Below are 18572 nucleotides of genomic sequence, written 5' to 3'. Positions count from 1 at the left end.
GCGGAGGGTAGCCGCCCGCCCGCCTCACGCGACGACCGCCACGGCCTTGACCTGCGCGTACACCGCAGCGCCCTCGCGGATCCCGAGCTGCTCGAGCGAGAGCCGGCTCACGCGCGCCAGGAGGCGCGTCTCGCCGGCGGCCACCACGACGACCGGCCGCGGCGTGCGCGCGCCGCGCACCTCGACGACCCGCGCGGGCAGGACGTTCAGGATGCTGCTGCGCCGGGGCGGCTCGAGCGCGAGGCTCACGTCCCGGGCCAGCACCTCGAGCCGCCGCCGCTCGCCCGGCACGAGGCAGCCCGGGACCGCGAAGACGCCGCCCGCGAAGGCCAGGGTCGAGAGCTCGTGCCCGGCGTCGACGGCGGTGACCTCCCCCTCGACCACGGCGCCGAGCGCGTCCTCGCCGCCGAGCTCCGGGCGCAGCGCCATCTCGCGCACGGGCCCCGCGCCCGCCACCCGGCCGGCGTCGAGGAGGACGACCTGGTCCGCGAGCTGCAAGGCCTCGCTGCGCGCGTGGGTCACGTAGAGGACGGGAATCGGCGCGTGCGCCAGCACCCGGCGCAGGAGGGCCAGGATCTCGGCCCGCGCCGCGACGTCGAGCGAGGCGAGCGGCTCGTCGAGCAGCAGGAGGCGCGGCGCGGCGAGCAGCGCCCGGGCGATCGCCACGCGCTGGCGCTCGCCCCCGGAGAGGCTCTCCGGCCTCCGCTCGAGGAGCGGCTCGACACCGATCCGTGCCGCCAGCCCGGCCAGTGCGGGCGCCTCGCCCCGCGCGCGCCGGCGCGCGAAGTCCAGGTTCGCACGCACGCTGAGGTGCGGGAAGAGGTTGCTGTCCTGGAAGACGAGCGCCGCGCGGCGCCGGTGCGGCGGCAGCGCCCTGCCGCGCGCCGAGTCGAGCCAGACCTCCCCGCCGACCACGATGCGCCCGCGCGCCGCCGGCTCGAGGCCCGCCAGGCAGCGCAGCAGGGTCGACTTGCCCGAGCCCGAGGGCCCGAAGAGCGCCGTGACGCCCGGCCCCGCCAGCGCGAGCTCGGCGTCGAGCCCGAAGCCGCCGCGCTCGAGCGTGACGCGGGCCTCGACGGCGCCCGTCACGCCCGCGACCAGGCGCCGGCCCTCCGCGCCGTCGCGTAGACCACGAGCAGCACCCCGAACGACACCGCGAGCAGCAGCGCCGAGAGCCGGTGCGCGGCCGCGTAGTCGAGCGTCTCGACGTGGTCGTAGATCGCGATCGACACGACCCGCGTGGCGCCGGGGATGTTGCCGCCGATCATCAGCACGACCCCGAACTCGCCGAGCGTGTGCGCGAAGCCGAGCACCGCCGCGACCAGGAAGCCGCGCCGCGCGAGCGGGAGCGCGACGGTGAGGAAGCGGTCGAGCGGGCCGGCGCCGAGCGTCGCGGCGGCGTCGAGCGCGCGGTCGCCGATCTCCTCGAAGACGGCCTGGAGCGGCTGCACCACGAAGGGGAGCGAGTAGACGACGGAGCCCACCACGAGCCCCGGGAAGGTGAAGACCAGCGGGGGCAGGCCGAGCCAGGCGCCGAGCGCGCCGAACGGGCCGCGGGGGCCGAGCGCCAGGAGGAGGTAGAAGCCGAGCACCGTGGGCGGGAGCACGAGCGGGAGCGCGACGAGCGCCTCGACGACTCCCTTCCCGCGCCAGCGCGTGCGCGCGAGCCACCACGCGAAGGGCGTGCCGAGCACGAGCAGGACCGCGGTCGAGACGGCGGCCAGCTCGAGCGTGAGCCGAAGGGCCGCGAGGTCGGCCGTCATGGGGCAGGCGGGGCAGGCGAAGCGAGCGGCGCGGGCGGGGCGGGCGGGCCAGGCGGGGCGAGCGGCGCGGGCAGAGCGGCCGGCGCGGGCGAAGCGGGCGGGAGCGCGTAGCCGGCGGCCGCGATCGTCCGGCGTGCGGCGTCGCTGCGCAGGAACCCGAGGAAGGCGCGCGCGGCGCCGTCGTCCCGGCCGGGCCCGAGGAGCACGGCCTGCTGCTCGAGCGGCGCGTGGTGGTCGGCCGGCACGAGCCAGCGCGAGCCGCCCGCCCCCGCGACCTGCGAGAGCGCGACGAAGCCGAGCTCCGCGTTGCCGGTGGCGACGAACTGGTAGGTCTGGCCGATGTCCTCGCCCCGCACGAGACGCGGCTGGAGGGCGTCCCAGAGGCCGAGCCCTCGCAGCGTGTCGAGCGCCGCGGCGCCGTAGGGCGCCAGCTCGGGGTTCGCGATCGCGAGATGCCGGAAGTCCCCCCGCAGCGCACTCGCGCCCTCGACGCGCCCGGCGTCGGGGCTCCAGAGCACGAGCTGGCCGAGCGCGTAGGGGAAGCGCGTGCCCGCGATCGCCTGGCCTCCCGCCTCGAGCCGGGCCGGGCGCTCGGCGTCGGCCGCGAGGAGGACCTCGTAGGGCGCGCCGTTCACGATCTGCGCGTAGAGCTTCCCGGTCGAGCCCTCGCTCACCACGACCGTGTCGTCTTGCTCCCGCGCGAAGGCCGCGCCGAGCGCCCGGGCGGTCGCGGCGAAGTTCGTCGCGACCGCGACGTGGACCTCGCCGGCGCGCGCCGCCGGAGCGGTGGCGAGCGCCGCGAGCAGGAGCGCGCGCGCGGCGCGCTCCCCCATCAGGCGTCCTCCCGGAACACCATGACCTCGGTCGACTTCACGAGCGCCGCCACCCGGTCGCCCTTGCGGAGCCCCATCTCCTCGGCGCTGTCGCGGGTGATGACGGCGTCCACGAGGTGGCGGCCCACCCGGATCGTCACCTGCGCCACCACGTCGCCGAGCTTCACCCGCACGACCGTCCCGGGCAGCCGGTTGCGGGCGCTGATCCGGACCTCGCTCATCGCTTCCTCCGGCCGGCGGCGCGCCCGTGCTCGGGCGCGGCCGGCGTGCCTGCCGCGAGCTGCTCGGCGGCCCGCCGCAGGAGCGCGCTCGGCTCGACGGCGAGCACCAGCGGGCGGGCCGCCTCGAGCACGAGCTCCGCCGCGCCGAGCGCGGCGGCGCGGATCAGCGCGGCGCGCTCGAGGTGCAGGCGCGCGGCCGCGGCGTCGAGCCGGCCGAGCTCCTCGCGGGACAGGCGCAGGGTGATCTGGGGCCGCACCACGCCGGGAGCCTAGCCAGCCGTTACGTGAATAGTCAATGGATATCTATGCTGTCGATGGATCCAAACGGCCGGACCCGGGCCGCCCACCCGGCCGGCGGCCCGGGCGGCCGGCCCCGCTTGACGGCGCCCGCACCACCCCGGACCCTGCGCCCGATGCCGGGCTCCTTCGACGACGTCGTCGCGCGCGAGGCGCGCGTCTTCCTGCCGGTCGTGAAGCGCCTGCCGGTGGCCCTCGTCGAGGGCCACGGCTCGCGGGTGCGCGACGTCGCCGGCCGCGAGTACGTGGACCTGACCGGCGGCTGGGGCGTGGTCGCGATCGGGCACTCGCACCCGGCGCTGGTCCGCACGATCGCGGCGCAGGCCGGGCGCCTGATGCAGACCACGAACCTCTTCTACACGCTCCCCCAGCTCGACCTCGCCGAGCGGCTCCTCGGCCACGCCCCGGCCGGGATCACGCGCGCCTTCTTCGTGAGCTCGGGCGCCGAGGCGATGGACGGCGCGCTCAAGCTCGCGCACCGCGCGACGGGACGCAGCAAGTTCGTCTCGACGCTCGGGAGCTTCCACGGCCGCACGATCGGCGCGCTCGCGATCATCGGCCAGGAGAAGCACCGCACCCGCTACCAGCCGATCCTCGCCGAAGGCTGCTTCACGCCCTTCGGCGACCTCGACGCCGCACGCCGCGCGATCGACGAGGGCACCGCCGCCTTCGTGGTCGAGCCGGTGCAGGGCGAGGGCGGCGTCCACCCGGCGCCGCCCGGCTACCTGGCCGGCCTGCGCGAGCTCACCCGCGCGGCCGGCGCGCTCCTGATCCTCGACGAGATCCAGACGGGCATCGGCCGCACGGGACGCTGGCTGGCGCTCGAGCACGACGCCGTGATCCCCGACGTGATCACGCTCGGCAAGGGGCTGGGCGGCGGCTTTCCGCTGGCGGCCTTCGTGTGCAGCGAGGAGGTCGCCAAGACCGTCGCGCTCGGCGACCACGGCGGCACCTACGCCGGCAACCCCCTCGCCTGCGCGGCGGGCGACACGGTCCTGCGTGTGATCGAGGAGGAGCGCCTCGTCGAGCGCGCGGCCGAGCTCGGCGCGCGCACGCTCGCGCGCCTGCACGCCTTCGCGCAGGCCCATCCGGAGCGGGCCGCGAACGCGCGCGGCCGCGGCCTCCTCCTCGGCCTCGACCTGCGCGACGCCGACGCCGCCGCGACCCTCCCGCTCCGTGCCCTCGAGCGCGGCGTCCTCGTCAACGTCACGGCGGGCACCGTCCTGCGCCTCTTCCCGGCGCTCGACATCCCCGAGGACGAGCTCTTCGGCTCGCTCGACGCCGTGCTCGAGCTGGTGAAGGGCTGAGCGGCAGGGCCCGGCGCCGGCGGCGTCAGGCCCACGCGGTGCGAGCGCCCGGGCCTGGCTCGCCGGGCGGAACCGCCACGTCTCCCGAGCGATAGCGGGCGAGCGGCGGGGCGCCGGGCCGCACGCCGAGCTCGAAGACGAGATGGCCGGGCGCCCGGCCCCGGACCCGCATGCGGCGCGCGTGCAGGCAGCGCTGGTGGTGGAAGGCGCAGAGGGTGATGCGGTTCTCCGGCGCGTGGGAGCCGCCGGCCGAGCGGAACCGGACGTGGTGATCGTGCAGGTTGCGCCGCGACGAGCAGCCCGGCACGGCGCAGCGCCAGCCGTCGCGCTCGATCACGGGGTCGAGCCGGGGGGCGGCGGGCTCGCGCAGGCTCCAGGCGGCCAGCGCGCGGCCGAGCAGCACGCCGAAGACCTCGCCGTCGAACACCGGGCGGCCCCGCTCGCGCTCGAGCCGGGCCCGCAGCGTCTCGCGCACGGCCCCGAAGAGGAGGGCCACGTCGCGCGGCAGCCGCCAGCGGAGCCGCTCGCTGGCCTCGAGGTCGAGGTCGGGCGCACACAGCTGCTGCTCGCCCGCCGGGATCGCATCCCGGGTCCGCTCGGGATGGAACTTGCAGAGCTGCCAGGCGAAGTGATGCCCCGCGCGCAGCAGAAGTGCGCGCTCGACGTCCATCTCGAGCCGGCGCACGGTCACGCGCTCGGCCCACGCCACCCAGTGCGGGCGCCATTCGCCGTCCAGGTCGAGGAGGAGCAGGGGGAGCAGGCACTGCGCCTTCGCCCACGAGAGCCGGCCGCTGCGGAAGGCCGCGCGCAGCTCCGGGCAGACGTCGCCGGCACGCTCGATGCGCAGCAGCGCGCGCGCCTTGCTGGCCGACATCCCGAGCTGCTCGGCGGCGTAGCTCGCGAGAGGCTGCCAGGCGCGCTCCCATTCGTAGTCGGCCGAGGTCACGACGCGCAGGAGCGGCGCGATCGCTGCGTCGAGGGTCTGCTCGAGCTGCACGGCCCGGCGCAGGCGCCGGTCCAGCTCGAAGGGATCGGCCTCGCCGAGGCCGGTGGCGAGCGCGGCCACCGCGGCGCGCAGGGCGGCCGCAGGAGCGCGCGGGCTTCCGGCCAGCGCTTCCGCCTCGCCCGCGGCGGAGGCGGCGACGGCGGCCTCCGCGTCGGCCCGCACGAGGTCGTGCGGCTCGCCGGCCGCCGGCTCCTCCGGGGCGGCCGGCGAGGGCGGTGCGGCCAGCTCCGACCACACCTCCGCGGCCACCCACTCGAGCGCCTCCGCAGCGCGCAGGCGCTGGCCCGCGACGCGCTCGGCCATCTCCCGCGCCTCGAGCCAGCGCGCGCGCACGGCCGGCGAGCAGTGGACGGTGACGCGCGCGAGCGGCACCGCGCCGCCCGGGTCGTCCCCGCCGCCGGCCGCGCCGCGCGGATCGTGCGCCGCCACCTGCTCCTCGAGCCGCCGGATCGGCAGCGCCCGCGCCCGCGCGATCCAGGCCGCCTCGTCCCCCGGTGCCGCGACCCGCGCGAGCAGCCGGACCTTGCTCCACGGCAGCTCGTTCGCGACCAGCGCCCGCTCGAGCCGCGGCAGCCCGGCCAGCGCGCGATGCGTGCGCGCCAGGTCCTGGAGCTGGCGCGCCGAGCGGCCGGCGCGCTCGCGCGCGTAGTCGCCGAGGCGCGCGTAGCAGAGCGGCTCCCAGGCGCGCGTGTCGAGCAGCCGCGCCGCGATCGCGGCCAGCACCCGCCGCAGCGGGCCAGCCGCCGCCGCGAGCCGGGCGAGCGCGGGCTCCGCCCGCGCCGCCGCGGGAGAAGGCGGAGCCGGCACGGCGAGGCCGAGCGAGGGATCCTCGTCCATGAGGGGACGGTCATCCATGGGCTCTTACCGGGACCGGACGGAGTGTCCGGATCGTAGGCGAACGAAATACGAAAGTCAACCATGATCTTCACGAGATCGGATGCGTGCCCGCCGCCCCGGCCGACCTCGTCGCGCCGCTTCGACTGCTACGACACCAAGACCGGCGAGATCCAGAGCGGCGGCGCACTCGATGTGGCTGCTCGTCCCGACGACGACGACCGCAGCCTGTTCCCGCGCCAGGTGTTCTTCCCGATGGCGGGCGAAGGCGAAGGCTGGGCGCGGCTCGCGAAGAGCCTGCGCGCGGAGCTCGACGAGGCGCGCATGGAGGCCGATCGCGGCACGGTGTCGCTGCCCTTCGCGGCGAAGCCGGACCCGAAGGTGGCGGTCCAGGTGGTGGACGACCGCGGGATCGAGTCGTTGCGCTTCGTGGAGGTCGAGCGTTGACGGCCGTTCGCCGTCGTCGCCCGCGGGCCGGATCGGTACCCTCGCCAGCAGCCTGCCCGGAGGAGCCACGATGGAACCCGACGAGACCGACGACGAGCCTCGACGTCGAGATCCCGATCGCCTCCCTGCTGCCGGTCGAGATCCGGTACGCGACGCGCGCGTCCGATCGGGAAGGCTCCGTGCGTGAGACCCCGCCCGTCGAAGGCCCGCTGCCTAGGGCGTCGCCGCTGCGTGTTCCTCCTGCGCCTGCCGACCGAGCCCGCGCAGCAGGAAGGACTCGGCGACGAGCAGCACACCCACCACGATCGCCCAGGCGGCGATCCACCACAGCATCGCGAGGGCGCCCGCACCCGGCGCCCACAGGATCAGACCGGCGAAGGCGATCGAGGCCGCGCCCGCAAGCGCCAGCAGCCACTCGCCCTCGATCACCTTGCGCAGGCGGATCGCGGTGGCGATCTCGAGGATGCCGCCGGCCAGCGCCCAGGCCGCGATGTAGAGCACGAGCGCGAGCGCGGTGAGCGCCGGGTTGCGGAAGGTGAGGACGCCGATCCCGATGCCGAGGACGCCGCGCAGGACGCCGAGCCACCAGTCCTCGTCCACGCGGCGGCCCTGCCACGCCGCGAGCAGCGAGAAGATGCCGTCGGCGAGCGCGAAGGCGCCGAAGAGCAGGATCAGGGTGGCGATCGTGAGGCCGGGCGACACGAACGCGAGGACGCCGAACGCGATCGCCACGAGCCCGCGGATCAGGACGACCCACCAGTAGCGAGCCAGGATCTCCGCCATGCTGCGAGCCTCCGCTCCTCACCCCCCTGCCGCGAGTCTAGACCCGCGCGCGGCCGCGACGAGCGGCGCTTTGACAGCCTCCGGGGCTGGTGCCACGCTGCCCCGCCACGGAGGGGCGAAATGGACGCAGCCGAGCTCACCGACGTCCGCTACGAGGTGGAGCGCGGCCTCGCCGTGATCGAGATCCACCGCCCCGAGCGGCTCAACGCCTTCCGCGCCCACACGGTCGACGAGCTGATCCGCTGCTTCAAGGCGGCCTGGGCGGACCCGGGGGTCGGCGTCGTGGCGCTGACCGGCGCCGGCGAGCGCGCCTTCTGTGTCGGCGGCGACCAGAAGCAGCGCGAGGAGACCGGCGACTACGGCCCCTCCGAGTCGGGCCTCTTCGAGATCGAGACGCTGCACCGGGTCATCCGCGACTGCCCGAAGCCGGTGATCGCCGCGGTGAACGGCCTCGCGATCGGCGGCGGGCACGTGCTGCACGTGATGTGCGACCTCACGATCGCGGCGGAGCACGCCCGCTTCGGGCAGGCGGGCCCGCGCGTCGGCTCCTTCGACGCCGGCTTCGGCAGCGCCTTCCTGGCGCGCATCCTCGGCGACAAGCGCGCGCGCGAGGTCTGGTTCCTGTGCCGGCAGTACGACGCCGCGACGATGCGCGAGTGGGGGCTCGTGAACGCCGTCGTGCCCGGGGCCGAGCTGCGCGCCGAGCTGCGCCGCTGGGCCGACGAGATCCTCGAGAAGAGCCCCACCGCGCTGCGCTTCCTGAAGCACTCCTTCAACGCCGACAGCGAGTCGATCGCGGGGATCGGCACGATCTCGTTCGCGGGGCTCGACCTCTTCGTCGGGAGCGAGGAGGCGCGCGAGGGCGTGGACGCCTTCGCCGCGAAGCGCAAGCCGGACTTCGCGAAGTTCCGGCGATGAGCCGGCCCGCGGAGGGCGCCGCGGCGCGCGTCGCGCTCGTCACCGGCGGTGCCGGCGCGATCGGGGCGGCGGTGTGCGCGGTGCTGGCCGCGCAGGGCCGCACGGTCGCGGCCGCCGATCTCGACCCGGCGCGCGCCGGCGCCGTCGCGGAGCCGCTCGGCGGGATCGGGGTCGCGCTGGACGTAACCGACACTGACTCGGTGTCACATGCGGTCGAGGAGGTGTGCGCGCGCCTCGGCCCGCCCACCGTGCTGGTCTCGTGCGCCGGCTGGGACCGCCTGCGGCCCTTCGTCGAGACCGACGAGCCCTTCCAGGCCCGCGTGCTCGAGATCAACCTCGCCGGCCCGATCCGGGTCACGCGCGCGGTGCTGCCCGGCATGATCGCGGCGGGCTTCGGGCGGATCGTCCTCGTGTCGTCCGACGCGGGGCGGGTCGGCAGCTCGGGCGAGACGATCTACGCGGCCGCCAAGGGGGGGCTCCTCGCGTTCGCGAAGTCGGTGGCGCGCGAGGCGGTGCGCCACGGGGTTACCGCGAACTGTGTCTGCCCCGGGCCGACCGACACGCCGCTCTTCCGCGGGATGGCGAGTGAGGGCCCTGGCGGCGAGCGCCTCACCCAGGCCCTCGAGCGCGCCATCCCGATGCGGCGCCTGGGCCGCCCGGAGGACGTGGCGCCCGCGGTGGCCTTCCTGTGCTCCGACGCCGCCGGCTACGTGACCGGCCAGACGCTCTCGGTGAGCGGCGGCCTCACGATGATCTAGCGGCACCCGCGCAGCGCGCGCGGATCTCCGCCTCGACCCGCCAGAGCCGGTCCTGCCCCCACGTCGCGAAGTCGGGCTCGCCCGCGCGGCCGCGCAGGCGGAAGCTCGGCACGCCCCACAGGCCGAGCGCGAAGAGCTCGCGCCGGTTCGCCTCGAGCTCGTCACGCCAGCCGGTGTCGCGGTCGAGGTGCGCGAGCGCCTCCTGCCAGGAGAGCCCCGCGCGCTCGACCACGAAGCGCAGGCCCGGGTCGCTGCCGGTGTCGACGCCCTCCGCGAAGGCCGCGCGCGTGAACGAGGCGAGCAGCTCGCCGGCGCGGCCGCGCTCGCGCGCCCACGGATAGAGACTGAAGGCGCGCTCGACGGGCCGCCCCACCGGATCGCAGACGCGGCCGAAGGGCAGGCCGGCGCGCGCGGCCTCGCGGCGCGTGTCGAGCAGGATGTAGAAGCGCTTCACGGCCGGCACGGGGAGCCCGCGCATCACCATCGGGAGGACGGGGCGCAGGACGATCTCGACCGGCAGCCGGCGCGGCAGCGCGAGCACGCGCTCGATCGCGATCGCGGTGTAGGGGCTGCGCAGCGAGCCGAAGAAGTCGAGCACGAGGGGCTCGCCGCCGGGCGCCTCGGGCACGGGCAGGCCCGCGAACGAGGGCGGCGCGACGAGCGGCGGGCGCGGGCCGTCGCGCGCGAGCCCGAGACCGGTGAGGCGCTCCTCGAGGTGCGCGAGGCGGTCGACGCCCCAGTACCACTCGCCGCCGTAGTGGAACATCCCGCCCAGGTAGTGACCGAGGCGCCGGCGCTCCTCGCTGCCGGCCGCGACGGCGGCGCGCGCCGCCTCCTCGCCGGCCGGCGGGTGCGCGCGCGCGAGCGCGGCGAGCGCGGCGTCGTCGCCCCGCCAGAGCGCGTCGCCGACGCGCGGCGCGAGCTCCGCGAAGGCGGCCGGGGGCGCCCCGGCGAGCACGCGCGTGGCGAGCGCGACCGCCGCCGCGGCGGGCGCCGGCGCGGCGCGCGGGAAGGCGAGCCCGAAGCCGGGCGCGACGTCGGCGGCGTCCTTGCGCGCGTAGGTGGCCAGCCGCTCGCGCTCGGGGGCGGCGTCGTCGGGCGGGGGGCCGACCAGGCGCGGCGCGAGCTCGACCTCGTAGCGCGCCACGAAGCGGGCGAGCACCTGGGCGCCGAGCTGCGAGTAGGGGTCGTCGACCTGGTGGAACCAGCGCACGCGGTGCGGGGCGCGGCCCAGGCGGCGGCGCAGCTCGGCGCCGCCGCGGCGCAGGTCGCGGAGCGCGTCGCTCGTGAGGGCGGCCGCGAGCCAGGGGGCGAGGCGGCGGCGGGCGCTCATCGGATCCCGTCCCTCCCGGGCGCCTGGAGTCCTGACAGTCGATATGCCAATATCGACGCGGCTGCCAGCCCGGCCGTCGAGGATGCAGGAGGATCGTGGTGGACGCCGCCCTGCCCGCGCCGCTGCGGATCGTCGGCGCCGAGGGCTCCCCCTACAGCCGCAAGCTGCGGGCGGTGCTCCGCTACCGGCGGATCCCCCATGCCTGGATCGTGCGCGGCTCGGCGGAGAGCCGCGGGCTGCCCGAGCCGCGCGTGGCGCTCCTGCCGCAGCTCCTCCTGCCGGGCCCCGGCGGCGCGCTCGTGGCGGAGACCGACTCGACGCCGCTGATCCGCCGGCTCGAGGCGCTCGCCGCGGGCCGCTCCGTCGTGCCCCCCGACCCCGCCCTCGCCTTCCTCGACGCCCTGCTCGAGGACTACGCCGACGAGTGGCTCACCAAGGCGATGTTCCACTACCGCTGGCACTTCGCGCCCGACGTGGCGAAGGCGGCCGCGATCCTCCCGCGCTGGTCGCGCACCGAGCTCGCCGACGAGCGCGTGCGCCCGCTCTCCGAGGCCTTCGCCGCGCGCCAGATCGGCCGGCTCGCCGTCGTCGGCTCGAACGCGACCACCGCGCCGGTGATCGAGGCGAGCTACCAGCGGCTCCTCGAGCGGCTCGACGCGCGGCTCGCGCAGGCGCGCTTCCTGTGGGGCGGGCGACCCGCGGCGTCGGACTTCGCGCTCTACGGCCAGCTCACCCAGCTCGCCGGCTTCGACCCGACCCCGGCCGCGCTGGCGCTCGCGCTCGCGCCGCGCGTGGTGGCCTGGGTGGACGTGGTCGACGACCTCTCCGGGCTCGAGCCCGCCGCCGCCGACTGGATCCCGCGCACGCCCCTGCCCGACACGCTGCACGCGCTGCTCGCCGAGGTGGGCCGCGTCTACGCGCCCTTCCTGCTCGCGAACGCGGACGCGCTCGCCCGCGGCGCGGAGCGGGTCGAGTGCACGATCGACGGGCGGCCGTGGGTCCAGGCGCCGTTCCCCTACCAGGGCAAGTGCCTGCGCTGGCTGCGCGAGGGCTACGCGGCGCTCGCGGCCGGCGATCGCGCCGCGGTGGACGCCGCGCTGCGCGGCACGGGCTGCGAGGCGCTCGTCGCCGGGTGAGGGAAGCGGCTAGCCTGGAGGGGCACCTGTCCCGAGAGGAGCCCCATGCCCGCCCCGCTTCGCACCCTCGCCGTCCTGCTGACCCTCTTCCTCGCGCCGAGCGCCCTTGCCCACGAGCTCGGGGTGCCCCACGAGCATCCGCTCCTGGCGCAGGCCGGGACGCCGGCCGGGGCGGGAACCGAGGCCGGACAGCCGGCTCCGCGCACGCCGCGCCCGGCCGGCGCGCTGCTCTACGTGATCTCGCCGGCCGCGGGCGCGACGGTCGAGAGCCCCGTGACGGTGCGCTTCGGGCTGAAGGGCATGGGCGTGGCGCCCGCCGGCGTCGCCCGGCCCGACACCGGCCATCACCACCTGATCATCGACGCGCCGACCCCGCCGCTCGACCGGCCGCTGCCCGCCGACGCGAAGCACCTCCACTTCGGGGGCGGCCAGACCGAGACCACGATCGACCTCCCGCCGGGCACCCACGAGCTCCAGCTGATCCTCGGCGACAAGGACCACGTGCCCCACGATCCGCCGCTCGTGTCGGAGCGGATCACGATCACGGTCCGCTAGCGGCGATCGCGGCTCCGTAGCCTTCCCGGAAGGTCGGGTAGGCGAAGGCGTAGCCCGCGGCGCGCAGGCGGGCGTTGCGGCAGCGCTTGTTGCCGCTGCGCGCGCGCGGGCCGTCGGGATCGCCCGCCACGGGCGGCGCCGGGACGCCGAGCCGCTCCGCCAGCCAGCGCAGCGTCGTGGCGTCGTCGCTCGGCTCGTCGTCGACGCCGACGTAGACGGGATCGAGCGGCGCGCCGGCGAGCGCGCGCCCGACCAGGTGGCGCAGCGCGCCGGCAGCGTCGTCGCGGTGGATGCGGTTGGTCCAGCGCGGCGGGCCCGGCCGGATCGTGGCGGTGCCCGCCCGCACGCTCTCGACGAGGCGCGTGCGGCCGGGGCCGTAGATGCCGCCGAGCCGCAGCGCACAGCCACCCGCGGCGGCGAGCAGGCGCTCGGCCTCGAGCATGCGGACGCCGCTGAAGTGGGTCGGCTCGGTGGGGCTCTCCTCGTCGACCCACGCGCCGTCCTGCTGCGCGTAGACCGCCGTGCTCGAGGTGAAGAAGACGCGCGGCGGGCGCATGCCCTGCGCGTCGGCCCAGTCGATCACGTTCGCGAGGCCCTCGACGTAGGCGCGCCGGTAGGCGTCGTCGTCGGAGTGATCGGCGGCGGCGGCGTAGACGACGGCGTCGATGCCGCCGTGCTCGACCCCGGCGAGTGCGGCGCGCAGGGCGGCGCGCTCGCACAGGTCGGCCACGAGGGGCTGGACGCCCCGGGGCAGCGGACCGGCGCTGCGGCGCAGCCCGAAGGTGACATGGCCGTCGGCCGCGAGCTGCGCGGCGAGCTCGCTCCCGAGGTAGCCGCAGCCGGCGACGAGGATGCGCGCCACGTGCGCACTCTACCCGCCGCGCTAGCCCCCGTACAGCCCGCCGTTGACGTGGATGACGGTGCCGTGGACGTAGCTGCCGCGGGTGGCGAGGAAGGCCACCACCTCGGCGACCTCCTCGGGCCGGCCCATGCGCCCGAGCGGCACACGGCCCAGGATCGCGGCCCGCGCCGGCTCGGGAAGCTCCGCCGTCATGTCGGTCTCGATGAAGCCCGGCGCCACCGAGTTGACCAGGATGTCGCGGCCCGCGAGCTCTGCGGCGAGCGACTTCGTGAGGGCGTCGAGCCCCGCCTTGGCCATCGCGTAGGCGGACTGGCCGCGGTTGCCGGTGTGGCCCACCACGCTCGAGATCTGGATGATGCGCCCGCTCTTCTGCTTGAGCATGAACTTCCGCAGCACGAGCTTGCTCAGGTACCAGGTGCCGCGCTCGAGCGCGGCGACGGCGTCGTAGTCCTCGAGCTTCATCACCGGCGTGGGCCCGTTGCGCACGACCCCGGCGTTGTTGACGAGCACGTCGACGCGGCCGGTGCGCTCGCCGAGGGCGGCGACGAGCGCGTCGATCTCGGCGGGCACGGTGAGGTCGGCACGGACCGGGAAGGCCTCGGGCAGCTCGCCCGCGAGCTTCCCGGCCGCCTCGGCGCTGGCGCCATGGTGCACGGCCACGCGGAAGCCCTCGGCCGCGAGCGCGCGCGCGCACGCGGCGCCGATCCCGCGCGCGGCGCCGGTCACGAGGGCGACGGGACGCTCCACCATCGAGCGCAGCCTAGCCCAGGGCGCGGGCCGCCCCGCGAGCGGGCGTCGCGGGGTGCGGGGTGCGCCGGCCCGCGGCCTGGCTCGGGGCGCGGGCGCCGGCGTGCGTGCACGGGTCGTGGGGCGCCGGGCGGACCGCTTCCCTCACGTGTCGCCCCGGCCGATGCCCACCTCGGCGAGCAGCGCCGCGAGCTCCTCGCGCTCCGCGACGACCACCTGCACGCCCGGCGGCAGCGCGTCGCCGAGGCGGCGGAAGTAGCCCTTGCCGGTGCGGCCCTCGACCAGCACGACCACGCCGCGGTCCTCCTCGCTGCGGATCAGGCGCCCCGTCATCTGCTTCAGGTTGAGGAGCATCCTGCCGAGCGTGAAGCGCGCGAAGGCGTCGACGCCGGCGCGCTTCAGGCGCGCCTCGCGGCGCCGGCGCAGCTCGGTCGGCACCTCGAAGGGCAGCTTCTCGATCACGACGGCCTGGAGCTGGTCGCCGGGCAGGTCGAGGCCCTGCCAGAAGCGGCGCGCGCCGAGCAGCACGGCGCCGCCCTGCGCGAAGCGCGCCACGAGCGCGCCCGGGTCGTCGCCGGCACGGCGCGGCGCGAGCACCTCGATGCCCGCGTCGCGCAGGTGCTCGGCCAGCTCGGCGGCGACGTCCTGCATGCGCCGCAGGCTCGTGAAGAGCCCGAGCGTGCGGCCGCCGAGCCGGCGGGCGAGCTCTGCCAGCACCGCCGCCGTCTCGGCCACCAGGTCGCCGGGGTCGGGCAGCGCCACCACCCGCATGTGCTCGGCGTAGGGAAAGGGGCTCGGGACCGACACCGTGTCGAGTCGGGAGAGGACGCCGGTGTCGGACCCGCCCGGCCCCGGCCGCCGCGGGTCGATGCCGAGCGCGCCGAGCGCGGCGAAGGCGTCGCCGTCGACGAAGACGCTGGCCGAGACGCCGGCGAAGGACGCGAGGCGCGCGAGCAGGTGCTCGCGGAAGGGCTCGGCGGGCGCGACGAGCCGGACCGCGAGCCGCCAGCGGTCCCAGGGCGGCTCGATCCGCTCGAAGGCCGCGACGGAGTCCTCGGCGCCGGCGAAGGCGAGGCGCAGGGCGCCGGCGGCCGCGCGCAGCTCGTCCGCGGTGCGCGCGAGCGGGCCGCCGGCCGCCTCGGGGTCCACCAGCGCGTCGATCTCGCGCGCGACGGCGTCGATGCGCTCGGCCGCGATCCCGGCGGCGCGGGCAGCGTCGTCGAGGGCGGCCGGGGGGTGCTCGGGCACCTGCACGTCGCCCCACTCGCCGGCGAGCGGCTCGAGCGCGCGGCCGAGCGAGGCGAGCTCCTGCTGGATCGAGCGCCGCCAGGCGAGCGCGTCCTTGCGCAGCGCGCGGCGCTTCGACGCCGGGAGCAGCCCCTCGCCGCCCTCGCCGCGGGTCGCCCCCGGGGCCGAGGCGCCGCGTGCGGCCGGAGCCCCGGCGGCGCTGCGCGCTGCCGGATCCCCGGGCGCGCGCGCCGCCTGATCGGGCCGGCCGAAGACGTCGTCGAGCCGGTCGAGCACGTCCTCGGGCCGCACCGAGAGCGCGTAGACCTCGTCGGCCACGTCGGCGAGCTCGTGCACCTCGTCGACGATCGCGTGCGCGAAGGGCGGGTAGTCCGGCGGCCAGCGCAGCAGCAGGTCGTGGTTGGCGACGACCAGGTGCGCCTGCGCGAGCGCCGCGCGGCGGCGGCCGAGGGGGCAGGCCGGGTGCTGCGCGCACTGCTCACGCGAGCACTGCTCGGCGCGCGCCGCCACCGAGCGGCGCAGGAGCTCGCCGAGCAGCGGCTGCCGGCGCAGCCAGGCGGCGCCGATCGAGCCCACCTCGCCGTGCGGCCGGATCTCCGCGCAGGCCGCCAGCACCGCGTAGGCGAAGCGGTCCTCGGCGAAGATGCGCGGCTCGCGGCCCTCGGCGAGCACCGGCACGAGGCGCCGCTCGCACACGTAGTTGGCGCGGCCCTTGATCGAGAGCGCGCGCAGGGCCGGCCAGCCGAGGAAGCGCGCGGCGGTCGGGATGTCCTTCGCGAGGAGCTGGTCCTGGAGGAGCTTCGTGCGCGTCGAGATCAGGACCGGGTGGAAGCGCTCGCCCGTGCGGGCGGCGTCGCGCGCGCGCTCCATCGCGAAGGGGATCGCCGCCGCGAGGTAGGCCAGCGACTTGCCGACCCCCGTCCCGCCCTCGCAGAGCAGCGTCCCGCCCTCGCGCAGGAGCTTCGCGAAGCGGCGCGCGAGCTCGACCTGCGGCTCGCGCACGCGGTAGCCCGGCCAGTGGCGGCGGCCCCGCTCGGGGTCGCGCAGCGCGGCGGCGATCGCGTCCTCGTCGAAGGGCACCGGGGCTTCGGGCGTCTCGCCCACCACCACGAACGGGGCGCGCTCGGCACGCGCCCGCGCCTCGCCCTTGGCGAAGAGCGCGAGCCACGGGGAGTCGGGCGCGAAGGACTCGAGGGCGTCGCGGGCTGCCCCGTAGCGGGGGTCGGTGCCCGCCGCCGCGCGCGAGACGACGCGTGCGGTGTCGAGGGCGTCGGCGAGCGCGCGGTGACGCTCCTCGGTGTCGAGGAGCGAGCGGGTGAAGGTCTCGAGGCGCAGGTCGGGAGCGTCGGGATGGGTGACGGCGAGCAGGTCCTGGGTGTCGAGATACCAGGCGTCGGCGAGCGCGGCGCCGAGGAAGCGGCCCAGGAACAGGCGCTCGAAGCCGGCGTTGTGGGCCACGATCGCGCGCCCGGCGAGCGCCTCCTGGAAGGCCGCGCACACGGCGGCGAGCGGCGGCGCGGCGGCGACCTCCTCGGGCCGGATCCCGGTGAGGCGTGCGATCGCGGGCGGCACCGCGCCGTCCGGCCGCACGAGGGTCGCGAGCGTGCGGAGCGTCGCGGCGCCCGGGTCGGCCAGCACCGCGCCGAGCTCGAGGATCTCGGCGCCCTCGTGGGGCGCGAGGCCCGTCGTCTCGAGGTCCACGAAGGCGACCGGGCCGATCCGCGCGAGCCAGGGCGCCAGCGCGGCGAGGTCGATCCCCAGCTCCGCGGGCTCGCGGGTCTGCGCGCTCAGCCGCTCAGACGTAGATCCCGCCCTTGTACTGCCGGTCCTGCCGGAGCTTCACGTTGACGAGCGCGGGCTTGCCGGAGGCGGCGGCACGCTCGAGCGCCGGGCGGATCTCCTCGGGCCGCTCGCAGTACTCGCCGTGGCCGCCGAGCGCCTCCACGACCTTGTCGTAGCGCGTGTACTCGAGCAGCGTCCCCTGGAGCCGGTCCCAGCCGTAGAGGGCGCCCTGCGGCCGCATCATCTGGCCCCAGGCGCCGTCGTTGCCGAGCACGCCGATGATCGGCAGGCCGAAGCGCACGGCGGTGTCGTACTCGAAGCCGTTCAGGCCGAAGGAGCCGTCGCCGTAGACGATCACCACGCGCTTGTCCGGGTGCGAGAGCTGCGCCGCCAGCGCGAAGGGCATGCCGACCCCGAGCGTGCCGAGCGGGCCCGGGTCCATCCAGGCGCCCTCGCGCGGCACCGGCAGGATCTTCGCGGCGGTGGCGACGATGTCGCCGCCGTCGCCGATCACGATCGAGTCGCCGAGCGTCGCGAGCCAGTCGCGCACCTCGCGGCACATGCGCTGCGGGTCCACCGGTGACTCGTCGCTGGCGAGCGCCGCCTCGACCTTCTTCTCCTCGGCCACCTCGATCGCGCGCAGCTCCTCGCGCCAGGCCGTGAAGTCGAGGTTGGTGCCCGCGTTCTTCATCTCCTCGAGGAGCAGCTCGAAGGTGCAGGCCAGGTTGCCGACCAGGCCCACGTCGGCCGGGCGGTTCTGGCCGATCAGGGTCGCGTCCATGTCGAGCTGGATGATCTTCGCGGTGGCCGGGATCGTCTTGCCGAAGGCGAGCCGGAAGTCGAGCAGCGAGCCGGCCAGGACGATGAGGTCGATCTCCTTCATCGCGTGGCGGCGCGAGCGGTTCAGGTACTGCGGCGAGTCGGGCGGGATCGTGCCGCGGCCCATGCCGTTGGTGTAGGCCGGCATCCGCGTCTCGGCGAGGAAGGCGTTCATCGCCGCGCTCGCCTGCGACCACTTGACGGAGGTGCCGGCCATCAGCATCGGCTTGCGCGCGCTCTCGAGCAGCGCGAGCGCGGCCCGCACGTCGGCGCGGTCGGGCGAGAGGCGCGGCGCGGCGGTCTTGATCGGCGGCAGCGTGGCGTCCGACCACTCGCACTGGCCCATGAACACGTCCATCGGGATCTCGAGGAAGGCGGGGCCCGGGATGCCCGACACCGCGTGGCGGATGCCGAGCTCGGCGTACTCGCCGATGCGATGGGTCTGGTAGCAGGCGTCGACCCACTTCGTGATCGGCCGCATCAGGTTGACGTGGTCCATCTCCTGGAGCGAGCCGCGGCGCAGGTTCGTGAACGGGCCCTGGCCGCCGATCACGAGGATCGGCGAGTTGGCGCGCCAGGCGTTGGCGACGCCGGTGACGCCGTCGGTGACGCCCGGGCCGGCCGTGATCGCCGCGACGCCGATCTTGCCCGGGTTGCAGCGCGCCCAGGCGTCGGCCGCGTGCACGGCGGCCTGCTCGTGCCGCACGTCCACGATCCGGATGCCCTCGTCGAGGCACCCGTCGTAGAGCGGCATGATGTGGCCGCCCGAGAGCGTGAACACCGCCTCGACGCCCGCGTTCTTGAGCGCGCGGGCCAGGATCTTGCCACCGTGAACGGGCATGGGGGGGCCTCCTCGCGGGACGCTAGCAAGAGGGGACAGACCCGGGGGGGGGGGGGGGAGGCCCAACACCCGGGGGGGGCCC

18 protein-coding genes are annotated in these 18572 nt (G+C 76.5%); 6 read left to right on the top strand and 12 right to left on the bottom strand.

The genetic code is table 11. The features are described 5' to 3' along the window. Positions 1–24 precede the first annotated feature (24 nt). From modC to OZ948_07680, 5 genes are read right to left on the bottom strand one after another with little or no spacing between them, the layout of a single operon-like run. Entirely contained in the window at positions 25–1089 is a 1065-nt protein-coding gene (modC, locus tag OZ948_07700) for a molybdenum ABC transporter ATP-binding protein (protein ID MEB2344606.1), read from the bottom strand. Further along, entirely contained in the window at positions 1086–1763 is a 678-nt protein-coding gene (gene modB / locus OZ948_07695) for a molybdate ABC transporter permease subunit (protein MEB2344605.1), read from the bottom strand. The genes modC and modB overlap by 4 nt, the downstream gene beginning before the upstream one ends. Continuing rightward, positions 1760–2596 (bottom strand): molybdate ABC transporter substrate-binding protein, encoded by an 837-nt coding sequence (modA, locus tag OZ948_07690; GenBank protein ID MEB2344604.1) that lies wholly within the window; start codon positions 2594–2596, stop codon positions 1760–1762. Before modA ends, modB begins: the two co-directional genes overlap by 4 nt. Next, positions 2596–2817: a TOBE domain-containing protein gene (locus tag OZ948_07685; GenBank protein ID MEB2344603.1), complete on the bottom strand. Its 222-nt coding sequence runs from the start codon at positions 2815–2817 to the stop codon at positions 2596–2598. Before OZ948_07685 ends, modA begins: the two co-directional genes overlap by 1 nt. Continuing rightward, the gene (locus OZ948_07680) at positions 2814–3077 is read right to left on the bottom strand and encodes a hypothetical protein (GenBank protein ID MEB2344602.1); all 264 of its coding nucleotides are present in this window, start codon (positions 3075–3077) and stop codon (positions 2814–2816) included. The genes OZ948_07685 and OZ948_07680 overlap by 4 nt, the downstream gene beginning before the upstream one ends. A 153-nt stretch (positions 3078–3230) precedes the next feature. Between OZ948_07680 and OZ948_07675 the strand changes: the two genes are divergently transcribed. Further along, on the top strand, positions 3231–4421 hold the full coding sequence (locus OZ948_07675; protein MEB2344601.1) for an aminotransferase class III-fold pyridoxal phosphate-dependent enzyme: 1191 nt from the start codon (positions 3231–3233) through the stop codon (positions 4419–4421). A gap of 25 nt (positions 4422–4446) precedes the next feature. On the opposite strand, the gene OZ948_07670 is transcribed toward OZ948_07675, so the two are convergent. Further along, complete coding sequence (locus tag OZ948_07670) at positions 4447–6282, bottom strand: hypothetical protein (GenBank protein ID MEB2344600.1); 1836 nt, start codon at positions 6280–6282, stop codon at positions 4447–4449. 63 nt (positions 6283–6345) lie between these two features. On the opposite strand from OZ948_07670, the gene OZ948_07665 reads away from it, so the two are divergent. Beyond that, the gene (locus OZ948_07665; protein MEB2344599.1) at positions 6346–6708 is read left to right on the top strand and encodes a hypothetical protein; all 363 of its coding nucleotides are present in this window, start codon (positions 6346–6348) and stop codon (positions 6706–6708) included. Between the two features lie 213 nt (positions 6709–6921). On the opposite strand, the gene OZ948_07660 is transcribed toward OZ948_07665, so the two are convergent. Continuing rightward, positions 6922–7491, bottom strand: a complete 570-nt coding sequence (locus OZ948_07660) for an HdeD family acid-resistance protein (protein ID MEB2344598.1) — start codon at positions 7489–7491, stop codon at positions 6922–6924. Between the two features lie 120 nt (positions 7492–7611). Between OZ948_07660 and OZ948_07655 the strand changes: the two genes are divergently transcribed. Together OZ948_07655 and OZ948_07650 are read left to right on the top strand one after the other, a co-directional pair. Next, positions 7612–8409 carry an enoyl-CoA hydratase-related protein gene (locus OZ948_07655; protein MEB2344597.1) on the top strand — a complete coding sequence of 266 codons (798 nt, stop codon included), beginning with the start codon at positions 7612–7614 and terminating at the stop codon, positions 8407–8409. After that, on the top strand, positions 8406–9167 hold the full coding sequence (locus OZ948_07650; protein MEB2344596.1) for an SDR family oxidoreductase: 762 nt from the start codon (positions 8406–8408) through the stop codon (positions 9165–9167). The genes OZ948_07655 and OZ948_07650 overlap by 4 nt, the downstream gene beginning before the upstream one ends. On the opposite strand, the gene OZ948_07645 is transcribed toward OZ948_07650, so the two are convergent. Then, the gene (locus OZ948_07645; GenBank protein ID MEB2344595.1) at positions 9154–10500 is read right to left on the bottom strand and encodes a DsbA family protein; all 1347 of its coding nucleotides are present in this window, start codon (positions 10498–10500) and stop codon (positions 9154–9156) included. The two genes, OZ948_07650 and OZ948_07645, sit on opposite strands and share 14 nt — an antisense overlap. 98 nt (positions 10501–10598) lie before the next feature. Between OZ948_07645 and OZ948_07640 the strand changes: the two genes are divergently transcribed. Both OZ948_07640 and OZ948_07635 read left to right on the top strand, forming a co-directional pair. Further along, the gene (locus OZ948_07640; protein ID MEB2344594.1) at positions 10599–11636 is read left to right on the top strand and encodes a glutathione S-transferase C-terminal domain-containing protein; all 1038 of its coding nucleotides are present in this window, start codon (positions 10599–10601) and stop codon (positions 11634–11636) included. 45 nt (positions 11637–11681) lie between these two features. Continuing rightward, the gene (locus OZ948_07635; GenBank protein MEB2344593.1) at positions 11682–12191 is read left to right on the top strand and encodes a DUF4399 domain-containing protein; all 510 of its coding nucleotides are present in this window, start codon (positions 11682–11684) and stop codon (positions 12189–12191) included. Here OZ948_07635 and OZ948_07630 read toward each other — a convergent pair. The 4 genes from OZ948_07630 to OZ948_07615 all read right to left on the bottom strand — a co-directional run bounded on the left by OZ948_07630 (position 12178) and on the right by OZ948_07615 (position 18490). Further along, positions 12178–13053: an NAD-dependent epimerase/dehydratase family protein gene (locus tag OZ948_07630; protein MEB2344592.1), complete on the bottom strand. Its 876-nt coding sequence runs from the start codon at positions 13051–13053 to the stop codon at positions 12178–12180. The genes OZ948_07635 and OZ948_07630 overlap by 14 nt on opposite strands. A gap of 21 nt (positions 13054–13074) precedes the next feature. Continuing rightward, complete coding sequence (locus OZ948_07625; protein ID MEB2344591.1) at positions 13075–13803, bottom strand: 3-oxoacyl-ACP reductase FabG; 729 nt, start codon at positions 13801–13803, stop codon at positions 13075–13077. 141 nt (positions 13804–13944) lie between these two features. Further along, entirely contained in the window at positions 13945–16749 is a 2805-nt protein-coding gene (locus tag OZ948_07620) for an exonuclease domain-containing protein (GenBank protein MEB2344590.1), read from the bottom strand. Positions 16750–16843: 94 nt separating this feature from the next. After that, on the bottom strand, positions 16844–18490 hold the full coding sequence (locus tag OZ948_07615; GenBank protein MEB2344589.1) for a thiamine pyrophosphate-binding protein: 1647 nt from the start codon (positions 18488–18490) through the stop codon (positions 16844–16846). Between the last annotated feature and the right edge of the window lie 82 nt (positions 18491–18572).

Source organism: Deltaproteobacteria bacterium (genome assembly GCA_035063765.1).
In the GTDB taxonomy this organism is placed as follows: domain Bacteria; phylum Myxococcota_A; class UBA9160; order UBA9160; family PR03; genus CAADGG01.
The sequence above is the reverse complement of the archived record's forward strand: the minus strand, read 5'-3'. Positions and strand labels throughout refer to the sequence as shown.

Bases quoted from the DNA above. Each gene is read 5' to 3' on its own strand.
- modB (MEB2344605.1), bottom strand. From the start codon at position 1,763: ATGACGGCCGACCTCGCGGCCCTTCGGCTCACGCTCGAGCTGGCCGCC.
- modA (MEB2344604.1), bottom strand. From the start codon at position 2,596: ATGGGGGAGCGCGCCGCGCGCGCGCTCCTGCTCGCGGCGCTCGCCACC.
- OZ948_07685 (MEB2344603.1), bottom strand. From the start codon at position 2,817: ATGAGCGAGGTCCGGATCAGCGCCCGCAACCGGCTGCCCGGGACGGTC.
- OZ948_07675 (MEB2344601.1), top strand. From the start codon at position 3,231: ATGCCGGGCTCCTTCGACGACGTCGTCGCGCGCGAGGCGCGCGTCTTC.
- OZ948_07670 (MEB2344600.1), bottom strand. From the start codon at position 6,282: ATGGATGACCGTCCCCTCATGGACGAGGATCCCTCGCTCGGCCTCGCC.
- OZ948_07665 (MEB2344599.1), top strand. From the start codon at position 6,346: ATGATCTTCACGAGATCGGATGCGTGCCCGCCGCCCCGGCCGACCTCG.
- OZ948_07660 (MEB2344598.1), bottom strand. From the start codon at position 7,491: ATGGCGGAGATCCTGGCTCGCTACTGGTGGGTCGTCCTGATCCGCGGG.
- OZ948_07655 (MEB2344597.1), top strand. From the start codon at position 7,612: ATGGACGCAGCCGAGCTCACCGACGTCCGCTACGAGGTGGAGCGCGGC.
- OZ948_07650 (MEB2344596.1), top strand. From the start codon at position 8,406: ATGAGCCGGCCCGCGGAGGGCGCCGCGGCGCGCGTCGCGCTCGTCACC.
- OZ948_07645 (MEB2344595.1), bottom strand. From the start codon at position 10,500: ATGAGCGCCCGCCGCCGCCTCGCCCCCTGGCTCGCGGCCGCCCTCACG.
- OZ948_07635 (MEB2344593.1), top strand. From the start codon at position 11,682: ATGCCCGCCCCGCTTCGCACCCTCGCCGTCCTGCTGACCCTCTTCCTC.
- OZ948_07625 (MEB2344591.1), bottom strand. From the start codon at position 13,803: ATGGTGGAGCGTCCCGTCGCCCTCGTGACCGGCGCCGCGCGCGGGATC.
- OZ948_07615 (MEB2344589.1), bottom strand. From the start codon at position 18,490: ATGCCCGTTCACGGTGGCAAGATCCTGGCCCGCGCGCTCAAGAACGCG.